This window comes from Paracoccus zhejiangensis (genome assembly GCF_002847445.1).
GTDB classification, from domain to species: Bacteria; Pseudomonadota; Alphaproteobacteria; order Rhodobacterales; family Rhodobacteraceae; genus Paracoccus; species Paracoccus zhejiangensis.
This window is the reverse complement of sequence record NZ_CP025430.1, coordinates 3,262,389-3,277,500: the sequence shown is the minus strand read 5'-3', so window position 1 is coordinate 3,277,500 and position 15,112 is coordinate 3,262,389. Positions and strand designations below refer to the sequence as shown.

Genomic DNA, 15,112 nt, shown 5'->3' with positions numbered 1-15,112 from the left:
AATGGTCGAGATTCGGCGAGTCGTTCCGATTCCGCGGCTCGAATCGTCGAAGCAGGGCACCCTGCCTCCTGCGCCCCATGATTCTGACACCCGGAATTTCTGGGGCGGCGACTCGATCCTGCGCAGCTCGGCTAACAAGGCCCTGTCGCGATTCTGTCCCCGAGACCAGACGCTCGATCGGCGAGGCCCTTCGAGTGAAGCCATTGGCGGAGGGTGTTGTTGAGACCTGGGCCGACCCCAGATCCGCCACGTGGCAGAGGGGAGCCGTCGGGGCGCGGTGAGACTGAACCCAAGGTGGGCGCCCTGCGCCGGAACGGCCGCGCATCGCCATCCACTCGTACCCTTGCCCTCGGGAAACGAAAAAAGCACCCGGAGATCCGGGTGCTTTCCAAGACTTTCGATGCGGGCCGGTTCGACCGGCCGCAGGATTCAGCGCTTCGAGAACTGGAAGCTGCGGCGGGCTTTGGCCTTGCCGTATTTCTTCCGTTCCACGACGCGCGAGTCGCGGGTCAGGAAGCCGGCGGCTTTCAGCGCGGCGCGCAGGCTGGGTTCATAGAGTTGCAGCGCCTGGCTGATGCCGTGCTTCACGGCGCCAGCCTGACCCGACAGACCGCCGCCCTTGACGGTGGCCTGCACGTCGAACTGACCGGCCACGCCGGCCACGTCGAAGGGCTGGCGCAGGATCATCTGCAGCACCGGACGGGCGAAATAGACCGAGATGTCCTTGCCGTTCACCACGACCTTGCCCGAACCCGGCTTGACCCAGACGCGGGCGACCGCGTTTTTACGCTTGCCGGTCGCGTAGCTGCGGCCCAGATCGTCGCGCTTGGCTTCACGGTTGGCCGGAGCGGTCGCCACGGCGGCGGCGCTGCCCGAAACGGCCGATTTCAGGTCGTCGAGAGATTTGATGTCTTCAGCCATAATCACGCGCTCCGGGTGTTCTTGGCGTTCAGGACCTTGACGTCCAGAACTTCGGGCTGCTGTGCCTCATGCGGGTGCTCGGCCCCGGCATAGACGCGCAGATTGGTCATCTGCTGCTTGCCCAGCTTGTTGCGGCTGATCATGCGCTCGACCGCCTTGGTCACGACGCGCTCGGGATGAGCGCCTTCCAGCACTTGGCGCGCGGTGCGGTGCTTGATGCCGCCCGGGTGGCCGGTGTGCCAGTAGTATTTCTTGTCATCGCGCTTGTTGCCGGTCATCTGCACCTTGTCGGCGTTGATGATGATCACGTTGTCGCCCATATCCATGTGCGGCGTGAAGGTCGGCTTGTGCTTGCCGCGCAGGCGGTTGGCGACGATCGTGGCAAGACGGCCCAGAACAACGCCCTCGGCGTCGATCAGGATCCACTTCTTCTCGATCTCCGCCGGTTTAGCGGTATAGGTTTTCATCTTGCGTCCCTTTGGTGGGGGTAAATCCGAGATGCGGCTATATCAGGGATCGCGCGCGGCAGGTCAAGCGTCGCGCATCTCGATTTATCACGTAATTTCAAAGCATTGCAAAATAGGTAATATGATACCCCGCCACAGAGGCCCGAAAACCTAGCGTTTCGGCGGAATCGAATAGGTCATCGAGCTGCGCGCGACCGGCGCATCCTGCCCGTCGGAATAGATCAGCGCATCGCCCACGGCCAGCACCCGGCCCAGCTTCAACAGCCGGCACCGCGCCAGAAGATCGCGCCCGGATTCGGGCTTCCGCATGAAGTCGATGCTGGCATTGGTGGTGACCGAAAGCCCCACCGGTCCGATCTTCGACAGGATGGCGCAATAGATCGCCAGATCGACTAGCCCGAACATCGACGGACCGCTGACCGTGCCGCCCGGGCGCAGATGGGCGTCGCTCACCTTCAGCCGCATGACCAGCAGATCCTCGCTGGCCGACTCGACCGTGAAATCCGATGCGACCTGCTCGAACTCCCGCGCCAGAAAATCGTTCAGCGCCGCCGCATCCATCTTCAAGGTCATGCTTTCCTCCCTGCCCCGACGGACCTACAGTTTCTGCACCGATGGAGGAAGACAAGATGAGCCAGCGCGTCTTACGCAACGATACCGGGTATGTCGCCCATCTGGTGCTGAACAGCCCCGAGAATTTCAACGCCCTCTCGGTCGAGATGATCGCCGATCTGTCGGTGGCCCTCGCTGCCATTGGCGAGGACGAAAGCATCCGCGCCGTGATCCTGTCGGGCGTTGGAAAGGCCTTCTCGGCCGGCCATGACCTGCGCCAGATGCAGGCGGCGCGGGGCGAAGCGGATGGCGGCTCTGCTGCCTATCAGGCCCTGTTCGAGGCCTGCGCCCGGATGATGCAGCTGATCCCTGCCCTTCCCCAGCCGGTCATCGCCCAGGTCCAGGGCATCGCCACCGCCGCCGGTTGCCAGTTGGTCGCCAGCTGCGATCTGGCCGTTGCCGCCGAGGGAACGCGCTTCGGGGTGAACGGGGTGAATATCGGTCTTTTCTGCTCGACCCCCATGGTCGCGCTCAGCCGCGCGGTGCCGCCGAAAGCGGCTTTCGAGATGCTGACCACCGGCGAATTCATCGACGCCGCCCGCGCCCGCGAGCTGGGCCTGATCAATCGCGTGGTCCCCGCCGACCAGCTGGCCGATGCGGCCATGGAGATGGCGCAACTGATTGCCTCGAAACTGCCCGCAGCCGTGCGCATGGGAAAGCAGGCCTTTTACCGGCAGCTACAGCTTGGCCTTGGCGATGCCTATGGCAGCGCCGGCGGGACGATGTGCGAAAACATGATGCTGCCCGACACGGACGAGGGCATCACCGCCTTCCTGGAAAAGCGCAAACCCAACTGGGCGTAAGCCCTCAGCCCAGAGTGGCAAGGATCGGGAAAGTCTCGAGCAGCCAATAGGCAAAGGCCGCGAAAGCCCCGGTCAGCAGCATGACGCCGACGACGACCAGCAGCACGCCCATCACCCGCTCGATCACACCCAGATAGGGCTTGATCCGGTTCATCAAGCCAATCGAGCGGCTGATGAAGATGGCCGACAGCAGGAAGGGAATGCCCAGACCCAGCGCATAGATGGCCAGCAGCGCCGTGCCGCGCCCGACCTCGCCGCCGGTTGCCGCGAGCGACAGGATCATGCCCAGCTGCGGGCCGATACAGGGTGTCCAGCCAAAGGCGAAGGCCAGACCCAGCACGAAGGCACCAAAGGCCGAGCCGCCCTGTTCGCCGGCCTCCAGTCGCGCTTCCTGATCGAGGAAAGGAATGCGGATGACATGCAGGAAATGCAGGCCCATGACGATGACCATGACGCCCGCAGCCTTGGTCAGCCAGTCCTGATATTGCAGGAAGGCCCGGCCAAAGGCCGAGGCGGCAAAGCCCATGACCAGAAACACCACCGACAGGCCCAGAACGAACATCAACGCCGGTCCGACCGCGCTGCGCTCGCCCGATTTCAGACCGCCGACATTCACCCCGGTCATATAGGCCAGATAGGGCGGCACGATGGGCAGCACGCAGGGCGAGAGAAAGGACAGCAGTCCGGCCAGCAGCGCCACGAAGGCGGCGGGCAGGAAGGCGGCTTCGGCGAGTTCGATTCCCAACATGGCCGGCACTCTAACGCCTTAGGGAAAAACGAAAAGGGCGCGACCTGTCACGCTTGCGTGGGTCAGGTCGCGCCCGGCCCCGGCGGCAACTGCCGCCGGGAGGAGTCACAATCAGATCAGCGGCCCAGAGACCACCAGCCGCGGCGCTTCGGACGGGCCGGTTTTTCCGGCTCGGCCTCGGCGGGCTCGGCATCGGCCAGTTCCGGTTCGGGCGCGGCTTCGGGCTCGGTGGCGGGCACCTCCTGCAGCACAGGCTGGGGCTGAGGCGCGGCTTCAACCTCAGCTTCCGGCGCTGGCTCGACAGCGACTTCGGCCACAACCACAGACTCTTCCGCCACAACAGCTTCGGCAACCACGTCGGCCATGACCTCGGGCTGGCTTTCGCCCTCGGCTTCGGCAACCACGTCAACCTCGGCAACGGCCGCAGCCTCTTCCGCCTTGTCCTTCGCATCGCCCTTGCGGCGCGAACGCGAGCGCGACTTGCGCGGCTTCTTCGCCGGTTCGGCATCCGCCTCGTCAGCGGCTTCCGCCTCGCCATCCTCGGCGACAGCGATCACGGCCTCACCGGCCTCTTCGCCATCGCTATCTTCGGTTGCGGCGTCCGACCCGTTCTCCTGCTCGGCCCGATCACCCGGCTTCCGACGGCGACGGCGGCGGCGACGCTTGCCGCGGCCCTGATCATCGTCGCTGCCGTTCTCGTCGCGCGGCTCGCTGGCCGAGGTCTCGACAACTTCGTCCTCGTCTTCATCCTCGACCTGGTCGGCATCGTCGTCGATCTGCGCCATCAGCTGAGCATTGACCGAAACCGCCTGCGATTCGACCTCGGGCACGAAGCGGGTCGCGGTCTTGAACTTCTCCAGCGTGTAGTCGGGCGAGATCAGCGAAGGATCAGCCTCGACCCGGACGGACATGCCATAGCGCGTCTCGATCATGCCGATATGTTCGCGCTTGCCGTTCATCAGGAAGTTGGCGACCGCGATCGGTGCCTTGATCAGCACCTCGCGCGAACGCTTGCGCGTACCCTCTTCCTCGACCGCGCGCAGGATGGTCAACGCGAGGCTGTCATCGCTGCGGATCAAGCCGGTGCCGTGGCAATGGGCGCAGGGCTGGGTGGTCGATTCGAGCATCCCCGGGCGCAGACGTTGCCGGCTCATCTCGAGGAGACCAAAGCCCGAGATCTTGCCCACCTGGATGCGGGCCCGGTCGGATTTCAGCTTGTCCTTCAGGCGCTTCTCGACGGCGGAGTTGTTCTTGCGCTCTTCCATGTCGATGAAGTCGATGACGATCAGGCCGGCAAGGTCGCGCAGGCGCAATTGCCGGGCAATCTCGTCCGCCGCCTCAAGGTTCGTCTTGGTCGCCGTATCCTCGATCGAGCCTTCCTTGGTGGCCCGGCCCGAGTTCACGTCGATGGCGACCAGCGCCTCGGTCACGCCGATGACGATATAGCCGCCGGATTTCAGCTGCACGGTCGGATTGAACATGCCGCCCAGGTAGCTTTCCACCTGGAAGCGCGCGAACAGCGGCATCTGGTCGGTGTAATGCTTCACGTTCTTGGCGTGGGACGGCATGATCATCTTCATGAAGTCCTTGGCGGTGCGATAGCCGCGCTCGCCCTCGACCAGAACCTCGTCGATGTCCTTGCTGTAAAGATCGCGGATCGTCCGCTTGATCAGGTCGCCTTCCTCATAGACCGGCGCCGGGGCGATGGACTTGAAGGTCAGCTCGCGGATCTGCTCCCAGAGCCGCATCAGGTATTCATAGTCGCGGCGGATCTCCGTCTTGGTGCGCTGGCTGCCGGCGGTGCGGATGATCAGCCCGGCGCCCTGCGGCACCGACAGTTCCGAGGCGATTTCCTTCAGCTTCTTACGGTCGGCGGCCACTGTGATCTTGCGCGAGATGCCACCACCGCGCGCGGTGTTGGGCATCAGCACGCAGTAACGGCCGGCGAGGCTCAGATAGGTGGTCAGCGCCGCACCCTTGTTGCCGCGCTCTTCCTTGACGACCTGGACCAGCATGATCTGCCGGACCTTGATGACTTCCTGGATCTTGTAGCGACGCTGGCGCGGCTTGCGGGGCGCGCGAATCTCTTCGGTCACGTCCTCTTCGGCGATCGATTCGATCTCGCTGTCTTTTTCGCTGGCGCTGGCAGGCGCGTCCTCGCCTTCCTCGCGCGCAGGCTCGCCATGGATCTCGTCGCCCTCGGCGCGATCGAGTTCGACGGCGGCATGGACCTCGGCAGCATCGTCGTCGGAATCGGTCGCGGTCTCGCCTTCCAGCAGTGTGTCGGCCTCTTCGACGTCGATCACGTCCATGCCGGCGATCTGGTCCGAGCTGACGCTTTCGTCGGTGCTGCGGTTCGACTCGGCCCGGGTCTTGCCCCGGCGGCGCGACTTGGACTTCGCGGCCTTGGCAGTTTCCTCGTCGGCCTGCGCTTCGGCATAGACGCGTTCTTCGGCCAGCAACGCCTGACGGTCTGCGGCCGGAATCTGGTAATAGTCCGGGTGAATCTCGGCGAAGGCGAGGAAACCGTGGCGGTTACCGCCATAATCCACAAAGGCAGCCTGCAGCGAGGGTTCGACCCGCGTGACCTTTGCCAGATAGATGTTCCCGGCCAGTTGCCGCTTGTTTATGGTCTCGAAGTCAAATTCTTCGACCTTGGTTCCGTCGCTGACCACAACCCGAGTTTCCTCGGCATGGGTCGCGTCGATCAGCATCTTCTTTGCCATAGTGATGTCTTTCGCGCAGGCGCAATCCCCCGGCACCGGGGGGGCCAGAGGGCGTGCGGCTGCGATATGATGGGGACGCGGGCGCGCCGGGTGGGCCGGATGACGTGACCGGCGCTGACGCCTGCCTTGTCATCTTCGTCCTGTCCAAAGCGCGTTCCATCGCGTTCGTTACCTGTGTTGGCCGCCCCGCCCTGACGGGCAAGGGAAGCTTGCGAATACCGCCCCGGCGCGGCTGAACCACACATCGGGGCGAGGGTTTTCCGCGCGACACATGCCATCCGTCCAAGGATGGGCCAGAGCTGCCGCGCTGCGAAACTTTTGGCATGGCGCAACCAATAGTTGCGGATCGCGTCATGCGTGGGTTCAACATAGTGGCTCAGGCGGGGAGAATTCAATGCATAATTCTCGGCCCGCGCGGTTCAGGCCGCTGCACGGAGACGGTCGGCCAGCTTTCGCCGTCACGCCCCGTCGGGGCTTCGTCCCCGGATCACGAGAGGCGCGGGCCGGCAATCGCAGTGCGAATACGGCTGATCACCGTTCCGTCAGCGGCGCAGGTCAGCCGCAGCTTCCATTGCGCCGAGGTGAAGGTGACACGGAAGCGCCCGGCATCCTCGCCCTGCCCCTCCTCGGTTCCGGTGGCGATCTGCCCGCTGCGCATCTGGCTCTGGAACTCGGCCAGATCCAGCCCCAGCAGCGGGGCCAACTCGGCGGCCTCAACGATAATGCGGCCATCCGCGCGACGTTCGACCTTCATGGCGTTTGGCCTTCCTGCGACCAGAATTCTCCGGGCTGCATCCAGCACGGCGAGAGGCGGCTTGTCCAGAAGCCAGCCCTATTCGGGAGTATCGCCGATCTCATGCCCAAGCGCGGCGATCCCGGCGCGAACCCGGGCAAAGCGCTCAAGCCGCCGCGCCGCGCCTCCGGAATCGGTCATCGGCCGTTCAACCGGCTCTGGGGAACTTCTGGCCCGGTCGTCCAGACCCTCCGCCGCCAGCGCCATCTGAACCAGCCCAAGCGCAGTGGTCTCGACCTCGGCGGCACGGTGCAGGGGGTGAGGAATCAGCCCGGCCAGAAACCCCAGCAAGTAATCATTCCGCGCCATGCCACCATCGACCGACAGTCCGGTTACCGGCTGCAGCACCCCGATGGCCTGCACCGCCTCGGCCACCCGCAGCGCCACGCCCTCGATCAGCGCCTGCATCAGGTCCTGCGGTCCGGCCTCGAGCGACAGCCCGACCCAGGCGCCCCGTGCCCGCCGGTCCCAATGCGGGCAGGCCAGGCCCGCGAGCGCCGGCAGGAAGACCAGCCCCCGGTCGATGGCCGGCGGGCAGTCAAAGCGGCTGATCGCGGCGAAATCATCAAAGAGACCGAGGTCGCGCGCCCAGTTCACCGCGGCCGCAGCGGTATAGACCGCACCATCCAGCGCATGAACGACCGCCCGCCCCGGCATGTGCCAGGCCACGGTTGGCAGCGGGCCGGGCTGATCGGGCCGGATCAGGTCGACGGTCAGGCATTGCACGAAGGCGCCGGTGCCAAAGGTCACCTTGGCATCGCCCGGCACCCGGCAGCCATGGCCATAGAGCGCCGCCTGCTGATCGACGATGCTCGCCGCCAGCCGCGCGCCGCCGGGCAGCACGCCCAGTTCGCCGGCCGTGGGCGTGATCGCCGGCAGGGCGGCGATCGGCACGCCGAAGATCTCGCACAGCGCCGGGTCCCACTCCCCCGTCGCAAGGTTCAGCAGCGAGGTCCGCGAGGCGGTGGCAATATCCGTCTCGAACCGCCCGGTCAGGCGGTCGCGGAAATAGGCATCGGTGGTGCCCAACCGCATATGCCCTTGCCGCGCCAGATCGGCGGCAACGGGCAGATGGCGCAGGATCCAGCCCAACTTGCTGGCCGAGAAATACGGGTCAAGCGGCAGGCCCGCCCGCGCCATCACCTCGGGCCCGACGGCCTCGGCTTCGAGCGCGCGCGTGATCCCGGCGGTGCGGTCATCCTGCCAGACGATCACCGGGCTGACCGGCCGACCATCGCGTGCGTCCCAGGCAAGGCAGCTTTCGCCCTGATTGGCCAAACCCACCAGATCGGCCTCGGCCGCCTTGGCGCAGGCGGCGACATGGGCCAGCAACTCCTCGGGATCATGCTCGACATGGCCGGGACGCGGCAGGATCTGTCGATGCGCCATCTGCTTCAGCAGCTGCAACGCCCCGTCGGGCCCACGCATCAGCGCCCGGGTCGAGCTGGTGCCCTGATCGACGGCCAGAACCCTCACGCGTCTTCCTCGATATCAAGCGACAACGGACCCTCGCCCAGCTTTCGCGGGATGGGCAGGGTGACCCGCCGCTCGGGCAGGGCACGGATGGGCTGCCGGGCGATCAGGTCCCCCCCCTGGCTCAGGCGCAATTCGCCGCTGACCGGTCGGCTGACCCGCAACTGGATGGTCTTGTGAAAGCCCGGACCGGCGGGAAACAGGATCTGCGGCAGCGCATAGCGGATGGCGGGCGCATCAATCCTCAGTGGCAGGCCTTGCGCGGGACAGGGCAGCCCGCCGGTCAGGTGAACGGCAATAGCATCGGCGACACGCCGGCCCGAGGCCCAGCACATGCCCGCCGTCTCGACCGGCCGCAGCAGGTTGCCGGCGGCGAAATAGCCCGACTCGGCCAGCCGCCCGAACACGTCGATCTCGGGACCCGTGGTGCGTGGATCCAGCACCATGCCCGCCGCCGCCATCAGCGTCGCCTCGGACCGGAAGGCACCGGTCAGCAGAACCCCGTCGGCCGCGATCTCGCGCGGCCCACCGGGTCCGTCGATCACGACACCCTCGACCCGGTCCCGCCCAAGGATCCCGGTTATCCGGGTCTCGCGCAGGACCGGCACGCCAAGGAGAAGGGGCAATACCGCCGCCCCCGCACGGGCCACCACGCGCGCGCCCGGTTCGATCATGGCGACCGGCCTGATGCCGGCCTGCCGGCAGGTCAGCAGCGCCGAGAACGAGACCAGTTCGGTCCCGAGGATCACCGGCCGCCGAAACGGGCGCTGGTGGTTCAGATGCACTATCCCCTGCAGCGCACCTGTGGTCAGGATGCCGCCGGGCTTCTGCCCGCCGATCATCCGCTGCACCCGGCTCGATTCGCGGGTGCCTGTCGCCAGCAGCACGACCCGTGCCGACAGCCGCTCGGCACCGTCTGGCCCGGTCAGCTCCAGTTTCGGCCCCGGATGCAGCGCGGTGACCGTGGTATTGCACAGGATCCGCGCCCCTGCCCCTTCGGCCCGCGCCGCCAGCCGCCTTGCATAGCTGGCCCCGCCCAGCACCCGGCGAAACTCGCGCATGCCAAAGGGCGAATGTCCGCAATGACGCGGGATGCCGCCCGGCTCGGCCTCGCGCTCCAGCACGACGATGTTCTTCACCCCCATCAGCCCCAGATGGGCGGCGGCGGCCAATCCCGCCGGGCCGGCGCCGATGATGGCCACGTCAGCCTGCATCATCTACCGCCCCCGCCAGCATCGGCTGGGTAAATCGCCCCTCGGTCAGCCGCGCCAGTTCGGCCGAGCAATAGAAGCCCTGGCAGCGCCCCATCGTCACCCGTGTCCGGCGCTTCAGCCCGGCCAGCGACTGCGCAGGTGCCGGCCCCTCCATCGCCGCCGCGATCTCGCGCCGGGTGACCAGCTCGCAATGACAGACGATCCCGCCATTGCCGGGTGCCTGCCAGTCGCGCGCGCCGTCCTGCGCCAGCACCGGCATCTCGGGCCAGTCCCGCGCCACACCCGGCGCGCGGCCCACCAGCCGCGCCACATGCTGCGCGATCCCCAGGGCCGCCGACAGCCCGGTCGAGCGAATGCCGCCCACCGTCACCAGCCCGCGTTCCAGATCGGCGCGGATGCGATAGGCCTTGTCCTCGGACGCGGGACGCAGACCGGCATAGAAGGCTGTTACCTCCTGCCCGGCCAGCGCCGGCAGGATCGTCTCGCCGGTCTGGCGCAGCGCCTCCAGCGTCGCCGGAACGACAGAGGCATCCTCGCGCTCCTCCTGCTCCTCGGCGGTCGGGCCGACCAGCAGGTTGCCGAAGATGGTGCGACAGACCACGACACCCTTGGTCACCTTGGTTGGCACCGGCAGCAGGATATGCCCGGCCAGCGCGGCGGCGGGCTTGTCATAGAGGATGAACTGGCCCTTGCGCGGACGGATCTGGAACCAGCTCTCGCCGGTCAGGATCCGCTCGACATGATCGCCCCAGAGACCGGCGGCATTGACCACCAGCCCAGCCTCGAACGACCCCGCAGATGCATGCAGTCGCCAGCTTTCCGCCTGCCGCTCGGCAGTCAGCAGTTCCGCCCGCAGGCGCAACTCGGCCCCGTGCTGGATCGCCTGATAAAGATAGGCATGGGCCGCCGACCAGGGGTCGATCAGCGCTTCGCCCGGCACCCGGAAACCGGCGCGAACCTCGGGCGCAAGCTGCGACTCGAGGGCCGGCAGCGTCGCGTGGTCCAGCATTTCGACATCGCCCACCCCGTTCGCCGCGGCCTGCGCCATCAGCCCGGGCAGCGCCGCCTGCTGCTCCTCGGTCCAGGCCAGCACCAGCGCGCCGCAAGGGTCCAGCGGCAGGTTCATCCGCGCGTGAATCTCGCGATACTCGGCATATCCCGCCCGGATGCAGTCCAGTTCCAGGCTGCCCTCGGGCGCGTCGAAGCCGGTATGCAGGATGGCGCTGTTGCCCTTGGAGGCCCCGTCCAGCACGTCATGCGCACGTTCGAGGATCAGCACGCGCGCGCCGTCAATGGCGAAGCGGCGCGCAATGGCGCAGCCGACCACACCGGCCCCGACCACTGCCACGTCGAACACGCCCTGTGCCATCAAAGCCGCCTTTGCATATTCCTCGAGGGTAACGTCAAGATGCCCGAATGGGCAAGCGATTTGCCTCGATTGTGGATACGGAACGAATATTCCGCCAATTGAGATGAAATTTTGTTGACACGGGCGATGCCGCCAGCGTTCGATTTCATCATTGGGGGTCGGGCAATGCGATGAAGCCACGCGAGAGACGATTGCAGATCGAGGGACTCATCTGGGAAGAAGGCTCTGTCAGCGTCGAGCTTCTGGCCGAGCGCTTCACCGTCTCGACCGAAACCATTCGCCGCGATCTGTCGCGTCTGGCCGAGGCCGGGCGGATCATGAAGGTCCATGGCGGCGCCCGCAGCACCCGGCTGCTCAGCGAACCCAGCATGCCGGTGCGCACGGCCCTTGCCAGCAGCGAAAAGGCGCGGATCGGCCGGCGGCTGGTCGATGCGCTGGAACCCGGGGATACCATCTTCATCGATACCGGCTCGACCACGCTGGCGGCGGCGCCGGCGCTGGCGACGATGACCGGACTGACCATCATCACCAATTCCTGCCAGCTGGCCGAGGCGCTGGCACAGGCGGGATCGGATGCCGACATCTACCTGCTGGGCGGGCGCTATGTCTCGGGCAATGCGCAGACGGTGGGCGCGGCGGTGCTAGGGCAGATCAGCGAATTTCAGGCCGATCATTGCGTGCTGACCGTGGCCGCCCTCTCGCCCGAGATCGGGGCGATGGATGCCAGCCATGACGAGGCGCAGGTGGGCCGGGCCATGGCCGCCAATGCCCGCAACCTGATCATCCTTGCCGACAGCAGCAAGCTGGGTCGTCGCGCGGCCTTCTCGGTCTGCCGCAGCGACGCGATCGGCCTCTTGATCACCGATGAGCGGATCAGCGGCCATGACCGGGCCGCCTTCACTGCGCACGGCGTCAAGGTCTGGATCTAGGGGAGGCGAGGACAGCGATCATGCCGGGAATCATCCGCAACTATGTGCGTATCGTCGACCGGCTCAGCGACTGGTCGGGTTGGCTCGCCGCCTCGCTGATCTTCGTCATGGTGGCGACCCTGCTGCTGGACGCGGTCACCCGCAACGTGCTGAACATCCCGGTCCATTGGGCAATCGAGCTGACCCAGTTCACGCTGGCCGCCTATTACTTCCTCGGCGGCCCCTTCACGCTGAAGAATGACGAGCATGTGCGGATGGACCTGATCTATTCGCATCTCTCCGAACGCGGCAAGGCGCGGCTGGACCTGGTCACCGTCTGGTGCCTGATCTTCTACCTGGGGGTCATGCTGGCCGGCTCCATCTCCAGCCTGCAATATGCCATCGCCACGGACGAGCGGCGGTTCTCGATGTGGAATCCCTCGGTCATCCCGATCAAGGCGCTGATGGTGGCCTGCCTTGTCCTGATGCTGCTGCAGGCCTTCTCGCTGGTCTTCAAGCATATCGCCACCCTGCGCGGAGAGCCCATCGCATGAGCTACGAGGCGATTGCCCTTCTGATGTTCGCCTCGATGGTGCTGCTTCTGGTCAGCGGCCAGAGGGTCTTTGCCGCCATCGGCTTCGTCGCCGCCGGGGCGGCGCTGCTGCTCTATGGGCAGGGCGCGATCGAGCTGCCCTTCAACCAGGTGTTCAAGCTGTTCAACTGGTACGCGATGCTGACCCTGCCGATGTTCATCTACATGGGCTACATCCTGTCGGAATCGGGCATCGCCGAAGATCTCTACAAGATGCTGCATGTCTGGTTCGGGCGCCTGCCCGGCGGGCTGGCCGTGGGCACGATCCTGTTGATGGTGATCATCTCGGCCATGAACGGCCTCTCGGTCGCCGGCATGGCCATCGGCGCGACCATCGCCCTGCCCGAGATGCTGCGGCGGGGTTACGACAAGGTGCTGATCTCGGGCGTGGTGCAGGGCGGCTCGTCGCTTGGCATCCTGATCCCGCCCTCGGTGGTGATGGTGCTTTACGGCATGATCGCGCGTCAGCCGGTGTCGAAACTGTGGTTCGCCGGGCTGGTCCCGGGCCTGCTGATGGCAACCATGTTCGTCGTCTACATCCTCATCCGCGCCAAGCTGAACCCGAAGCTCGCGCCGACCGTGGACGAGGCCGAGTTGAACATGCCGATGTCGGAAAAGCTGGCGCTGGCGCGAGCGGGCATTATCCCCTTCCTGATCTTCTTCACCATGACCGGGCTGTTCGTCATGGGCTATACCTCGCTGGTGGAAAGCTCGGCCGTGGGGGCGACAGCGGCGACGCTGGCGGCACTGGTCAAGGGCCGGGTGACATGGGCGCTGATCAAGTCGACATCGATCAAGACGCTGTCGGTCAGCTGCATGTTCCTGTGGCTGATCCTCGCGGCGCTGGCCTTTGGCGCGGTCTTCGACGGGCTTGGCGCTGTCAGGGCGATCGAGAACCTGTTCCTGAACACCTGGGATCTGGGTCCCTGGCAGATCATCATCATGATGCAGCTGAGCTTCATCCTGATGGGCATCTTTCTGGATGACACCGCCATGCTGGTCATCGTCGCGCCGCTTTACGTGCCGCTGGTCGGATCGCTGGATTTGGGGATCGACAACCAGCTGATCTGGTTCGGCGTCCTCTACACCATCACCTGCCAGATCGCCTATATCACGCCGCCCTTCGGCTATAACCTGTTCCTGATGCGCTCGCTCGCGCCCAAGGAAATCACGCTGGTCGATATCTATCGCTCGATCTGGCCCTTCGCGCTGATGATGATGCTGACCATCATCCTGGTGATGATCTGGCCCGGCATCGCGCTGTGGCTGCCCGAGCAGATGAACGTCCGGGGATAGTCCCCCAAGATCCAAGACCCCGCGAAGAGGGCCCCATAAACCCAACAACGGAGGATAACATGACCGAGACCCCGATGACCCCGTCCGAGCGGATCCTGTCCAGCCGCCGGACCTTCCTGAAACGCGCTGGCCTTGGCGCCGCCGCCTCGACGCTGGCCGCCCCCGCCGTGCTGGCGCAGGGCGCGCCGATCAAGTGGCGGCTGCAGACCTATTCTGGCGCCCCGCTTGGCGCCCATGTCATCAAGCCGCAGATCGAGGCCTTCAACGCCGCCGCCAATGGCGAGATGGAGATCGAGCTCTACTATGCCGACCAGCTCGTTCCCACCGCCGACCTGTTCCGCGCACTGCAGAACGGCACGCTGGACGCGGTGCAGTCGGACGAGGCGACCATGGCCTCGCCGGTCGATATCTCGGTCTTCGGCGGCTATTTCCCCTTTGCCACCCGCTACAGCCTCGATGTGGCGGCGCTGTTCCAATATTACGGCCTGAACGAGATCTGGGCCGAGGCTTACGGCGAGGTCGACAATGTCACCTGGCTGTCCTCGGGCGCGTGGGACCCGCTGCACATCTTCACCGTCGACAAGCCGATCCGCAGCCTTGCCGACATGAAGGGCCTGCGCGTCTTCGGCGTGCCGACCGCTGGCAAGTTCCTGTCGCGCTATGGCCTGATCCCGGTGACGATCCCCTGGGACAACGTCGAAGTCGCCATGCAGACCGGGGAACTCGACGGCGTCGCCTGGTGCGGCTTTACCGAGGCCTACGAGGTGGGTTGGGCCGATGTCTGCAAATACGCGCTGACCAACTCGGTGACCGGCGCGTGGTTCGGCAGCTATTTCGCCAATACTGCCAGCTGGGAAAAGGTGCCGCCGCATCTACAGGAGCTGTTCCGCATCACCATCGACCAGTCCCATTACTATCGCAATGTCTGGTATTGGGGCGGCGAGGCCAAGCTGCGCGTCGAGGGCGAGAAGATGGAGCTGACCAGCCTGCCCGACGAGGAATGGGCGCAGGTGAACAAGGATGCCGAGGGCTTCTGGGACGAGGTCGCCAGCAGCAGCGAGCGCGCCGGAAAGGTGGTTCAGGCCTTCAAGACCTATGCCGCCAATATGGAAAAGGCCGGCTATCCCTATCGCTGATCCTCTCTGCCTGACGCTATCCTGATCCTGCCGGGCGCAGCACCCTGCGCCCGG

14 protein-coding genes are annotated in these 15,112 nt (G+C 65.8%); 5 read left to right on the top strand and 9 right to left on the bottom strand.

Going from position 1 to position 15,112, the window contains the following annotated elements; translation table 11 throughout:
* Positions 1–429 precede the first annotated feature (429 nt).
* The 3 genes from rpsI to CX676_RS15830 all read right to left on the bottom strand — a co-directional run bounded on the left by rpsI (position 430) and on the right by CX676_RS15830 (position 1,961).
* Positions 430–921: a 30S ribosomal protein S9 gene (gene rpsI, locus CX676_RS15840; protein WP_101753477.1), complete on the bottom strand. Its 492-nt coding sequence runs from the start codon at positions 919–921 to the stop codon at positions 430–432.
* A gap of 2 nt (positions 922–923) precedes the next feature.
* Positions 924–1,388, bottom strand: coding sequence for a 50S ribosomal protein L13 (gene rplM / locus CX676_RS15835; RefSeq protein ID WP_101753476.1), 465 nt, complete (start codon positions 1,386–1,388; stop codon positions 924–926).
* A gap of 150 nt (positions 1,389–1,538) precedes the next feature.
* The gene (locus CX676_RS15830) at positions 1,539–1,961 is read right to left on the bottom strand and encodes a PaaI family thioesterase (protein ID WP_101753475.1); all 423 of its coding nucleotides are present in this window, start codon (positions 1,959–1,961) and stop codon (positions 1,539–1,541) included.
* A 56-nt stretch (positions 1,962–2,017) separates the two neighbouring features.
* On the opposite strand from CX676_RS15830, the gene CX676_RS15825 reads away from it, so the two are divergent.
* On the top strand, positions 2,018–2,803 hold the full coding sequence (locus tag CX676_RS15825) for an enoyl-CoA hydratase (RefSeq protein WP_101754385.1): 786 nt from the start codon (positions 2,018–2,020) through the stop codon (positions 2,801–2,803).
* Positions 2,804–2,807: 4 nt separating this feature from the next.
* Here the strand turns inward: CX676_RS15825 and CX676_RS15820 are convergent, their stop codons facing one another.
* The 6 genes from CX676_RS15820 to CX676_RS15795 all read right to left on the bottom strand — a co-directional run bounded on the left by CX676_RS15820 (position 2,808) and on the right by CX676_RS15795 (position 11,126).
* A complete protein-coding gene (locus tag CX676_RS15820) occupies positions 2,808–3,551 on the bottom strand; it encodes a cytochrome c biogenesis CcdA family protein (RefSeq protein ID WP_101753474.1) in 744 nt (247 codons plus the stop codon).
* 116 nt (positions 3,552–3,667) lie between these two features.
* Positions 3,668–6,277 carry an Rne/Rng family ribonuclease gene (locus tag CX676_RS15815; protein WP_101753473.1) on the bottom strand — a complete coding sequence of 870 codons (2,610 nt, stop codon included), beginning with the start codon at positions 6,275–6,277 and terminating at the stop codon, positions 3,668–3,670.
* Between the two features lie 487 nt (positions 6,278–6,764).
* Positions 6,765–7,031: a DUF6522 family protein gene (locus CX676_RS15810; RefSeq protein ID WP_101753472.1), complete on the bottom strand. Its 267-nt coding sequence runs from the start codon at positions 7,029–7,031 to the stop codon at positions 6,765–6,767.
* Between the two features lie 78 nt (positions 7,032–7,109).
* Positions 7,110–8,546: an FGGY family carbohydrate kinase gene (locus tag CX676_RS15805; RefSeq protein ID WP_101753471.1), complete on the bottom strand. Its 1,437-nt coding sequence runs from the start codon at positions 8,544–8,546 to the stop codon at positions 7,110–7,112.
* Positions 8,543–9,760 carry an FAD-dependent oxidoreductase gene (locus CX676_RS15800; protein WP_198590216.1) on the bottom strand — a complete coding sequence of 406 codons (1,218 nt, stop codon included), beginning with the start codon at positions 9,758–9,760 and terminating at the stop codon, positions 8,543–8,545. Before CX676_RS15800 ends, CX676_RS15805 begins: the two co-directional genes overlap by 4 nt.
* A complete protein-coding gene (locus CX676_RS15795) occupies positions 9,747–11,126 on the bottom strand; it encodes an NAD(P)/FAD-dependent oxidoreductase (RefSeq protein ID WP_101753470.1) in 1,380 nt (459 codons plus the stop codon). The genes CX676_RS15800 and CX676_RS15795 overlap by 14 nt, the downstream gene beginning before the upstream one ends.
* Before the next feature lie 170 nt (positions 11,127–11,296).
* Here CX676_RS15795 and CX676_RS15790 point away from each other — a divergent pair, with 170 nt between their 5' ends.
* From CX676_RS15790 to CX676_RS15775, 4 genes are all read left to right on the top strand, one after another.
* Complete coding sequence (locus CX676_RS15790; RefSeq protein ID WP_101753469.1) at positions 11,297–12,055, top strand: DeoR/GlpR family DNA-binding transcription regulator; 759 nt, start codon at positions 11,297–11,299, stop codon at positions 12,053–12,055.
* A 20-nt stretch (positions 12,056–12,075) separates the two neighbouring features.
* Positions 12,076–12,588, top strand: a complete 513-nt coding sequence (locus tag CX676_RS15785; protein WP_101753468.1) for a TRAP transporter small permease subunit — start codon at positions 12,076–12,078, stop codon at positions 12,586–12,588.
* Positions 12,585–13,922: a TRAP transporter large permease gene (locus tag CX676_RS15780; RefSeq protein WP_101753467.1), complete on the top strand. Its 1,338-nt coding sequence runs from the start codon at positions 12,585–12,587 to the stop codon at positions 13,920–13,922. The genes CX676_RS15785 and CX676_RS15780 overlap by 4 nt, the downstream gene beginning before the upstream one ends.
* A gap of 95 nt (positions 13,923–14,017) precedes the next feature.
* Positions 14,018–15,058, top strand: coding sequence for a type 2 periplasmic-binding domain-containing protein (locus CX676_RS15775; protein ID WP_198590362.1), 1,041 nt, complete (start codon positions 14,018–14,020; stop codon positions 15,056–15,058).
* Positions 15,059–15,112: the final 54 nt, after the last annotated feature.

Bases quoted from the DNA above. Each gene is read 5' to 3' on its own strand.
- rpsI (WP_101753477.1), bottom strand. From the start codon at position 921: ATGGCTGAAGACATCAAATCTCTCGACGACCTGAAATCGGCCGTTTCG.
- rplM (WP_101753476.1), bottom strand. From the start codon at position 1,388: ATGAAAACCTATACCGCTAAACCGGCGGAGATCGAGAAGAAGTGGATC.
- CX676_RS15830 (WP_101753475.1), bottom strand. From the start codon at position 1,961: ATGACCTTGAAGATGGATGCGGCGGCGCTGAACGATTTTCTGGCGCGG.
- CX676_RS15825 (WP_101754385.1), top strand. From the start codon at position 2,018: ATGAGCCAGCGCGTCTTACGCAACGATACCGGGTATGTCGCCCATCTG.
- CX676_RS15820 (WP_101753474.1), bottom strand. From the start codon at position 3,551: ATGTTGGGAATCGAACTCGCCGAAGCCGCCTTCCTGCCCGCCGCCTTC.
- CX676_RS15815 (WP_101753473.1), bottom strand. From the start codon at position 6,277: ATGGCAAAGAAGATGCTGATCGACGCGACCCATGCCGAGGAAACTCGG.
- CX676_RS15810 (WP_101753472.1), bottom strand. From the start codon at position 7,031: ATGAAGGTCGAACGTCGCGCGGATGGCCGCATTATCGTTGAGGCCGCC.
- CX676_RS15800 (WP_198590216.1), bottom strand. From the start codon at position 9,760: ATGATGCAGGCTGACGTGGCCATCATCGGCGCCGGCCCGGCGGGATTG.
- CX676_RS15795 (WP_101753470.1), bottom strand. From the start codon at position 11,126: ATGGCACAGGGCGTGTTCGACGTGGCAGTGGTCGGGGCCGGTGTGGTC.
- CX676_RS15790 (WP_101753469.1), top strand. From the start codon at position 11,297: ATGAAGCCACGCGAGAGACGATTGCAGATCGAGGGACTCATCTGGGAA.
- CX676_RS15785 (WP_101753468.1), top strand. From the start codon at position 12,076: ATGCCGGGAATCATCCGCAACTATGTGCGTATCGTCGACCGGCTCAGC.
- CX676_RS15780 (WP_101753467.1), top strand. From the start codon at position 12,585: ATGAGCTACGAGGCGATTGCCCTTCTGATGTTCGCCTCGATGGTGCTG.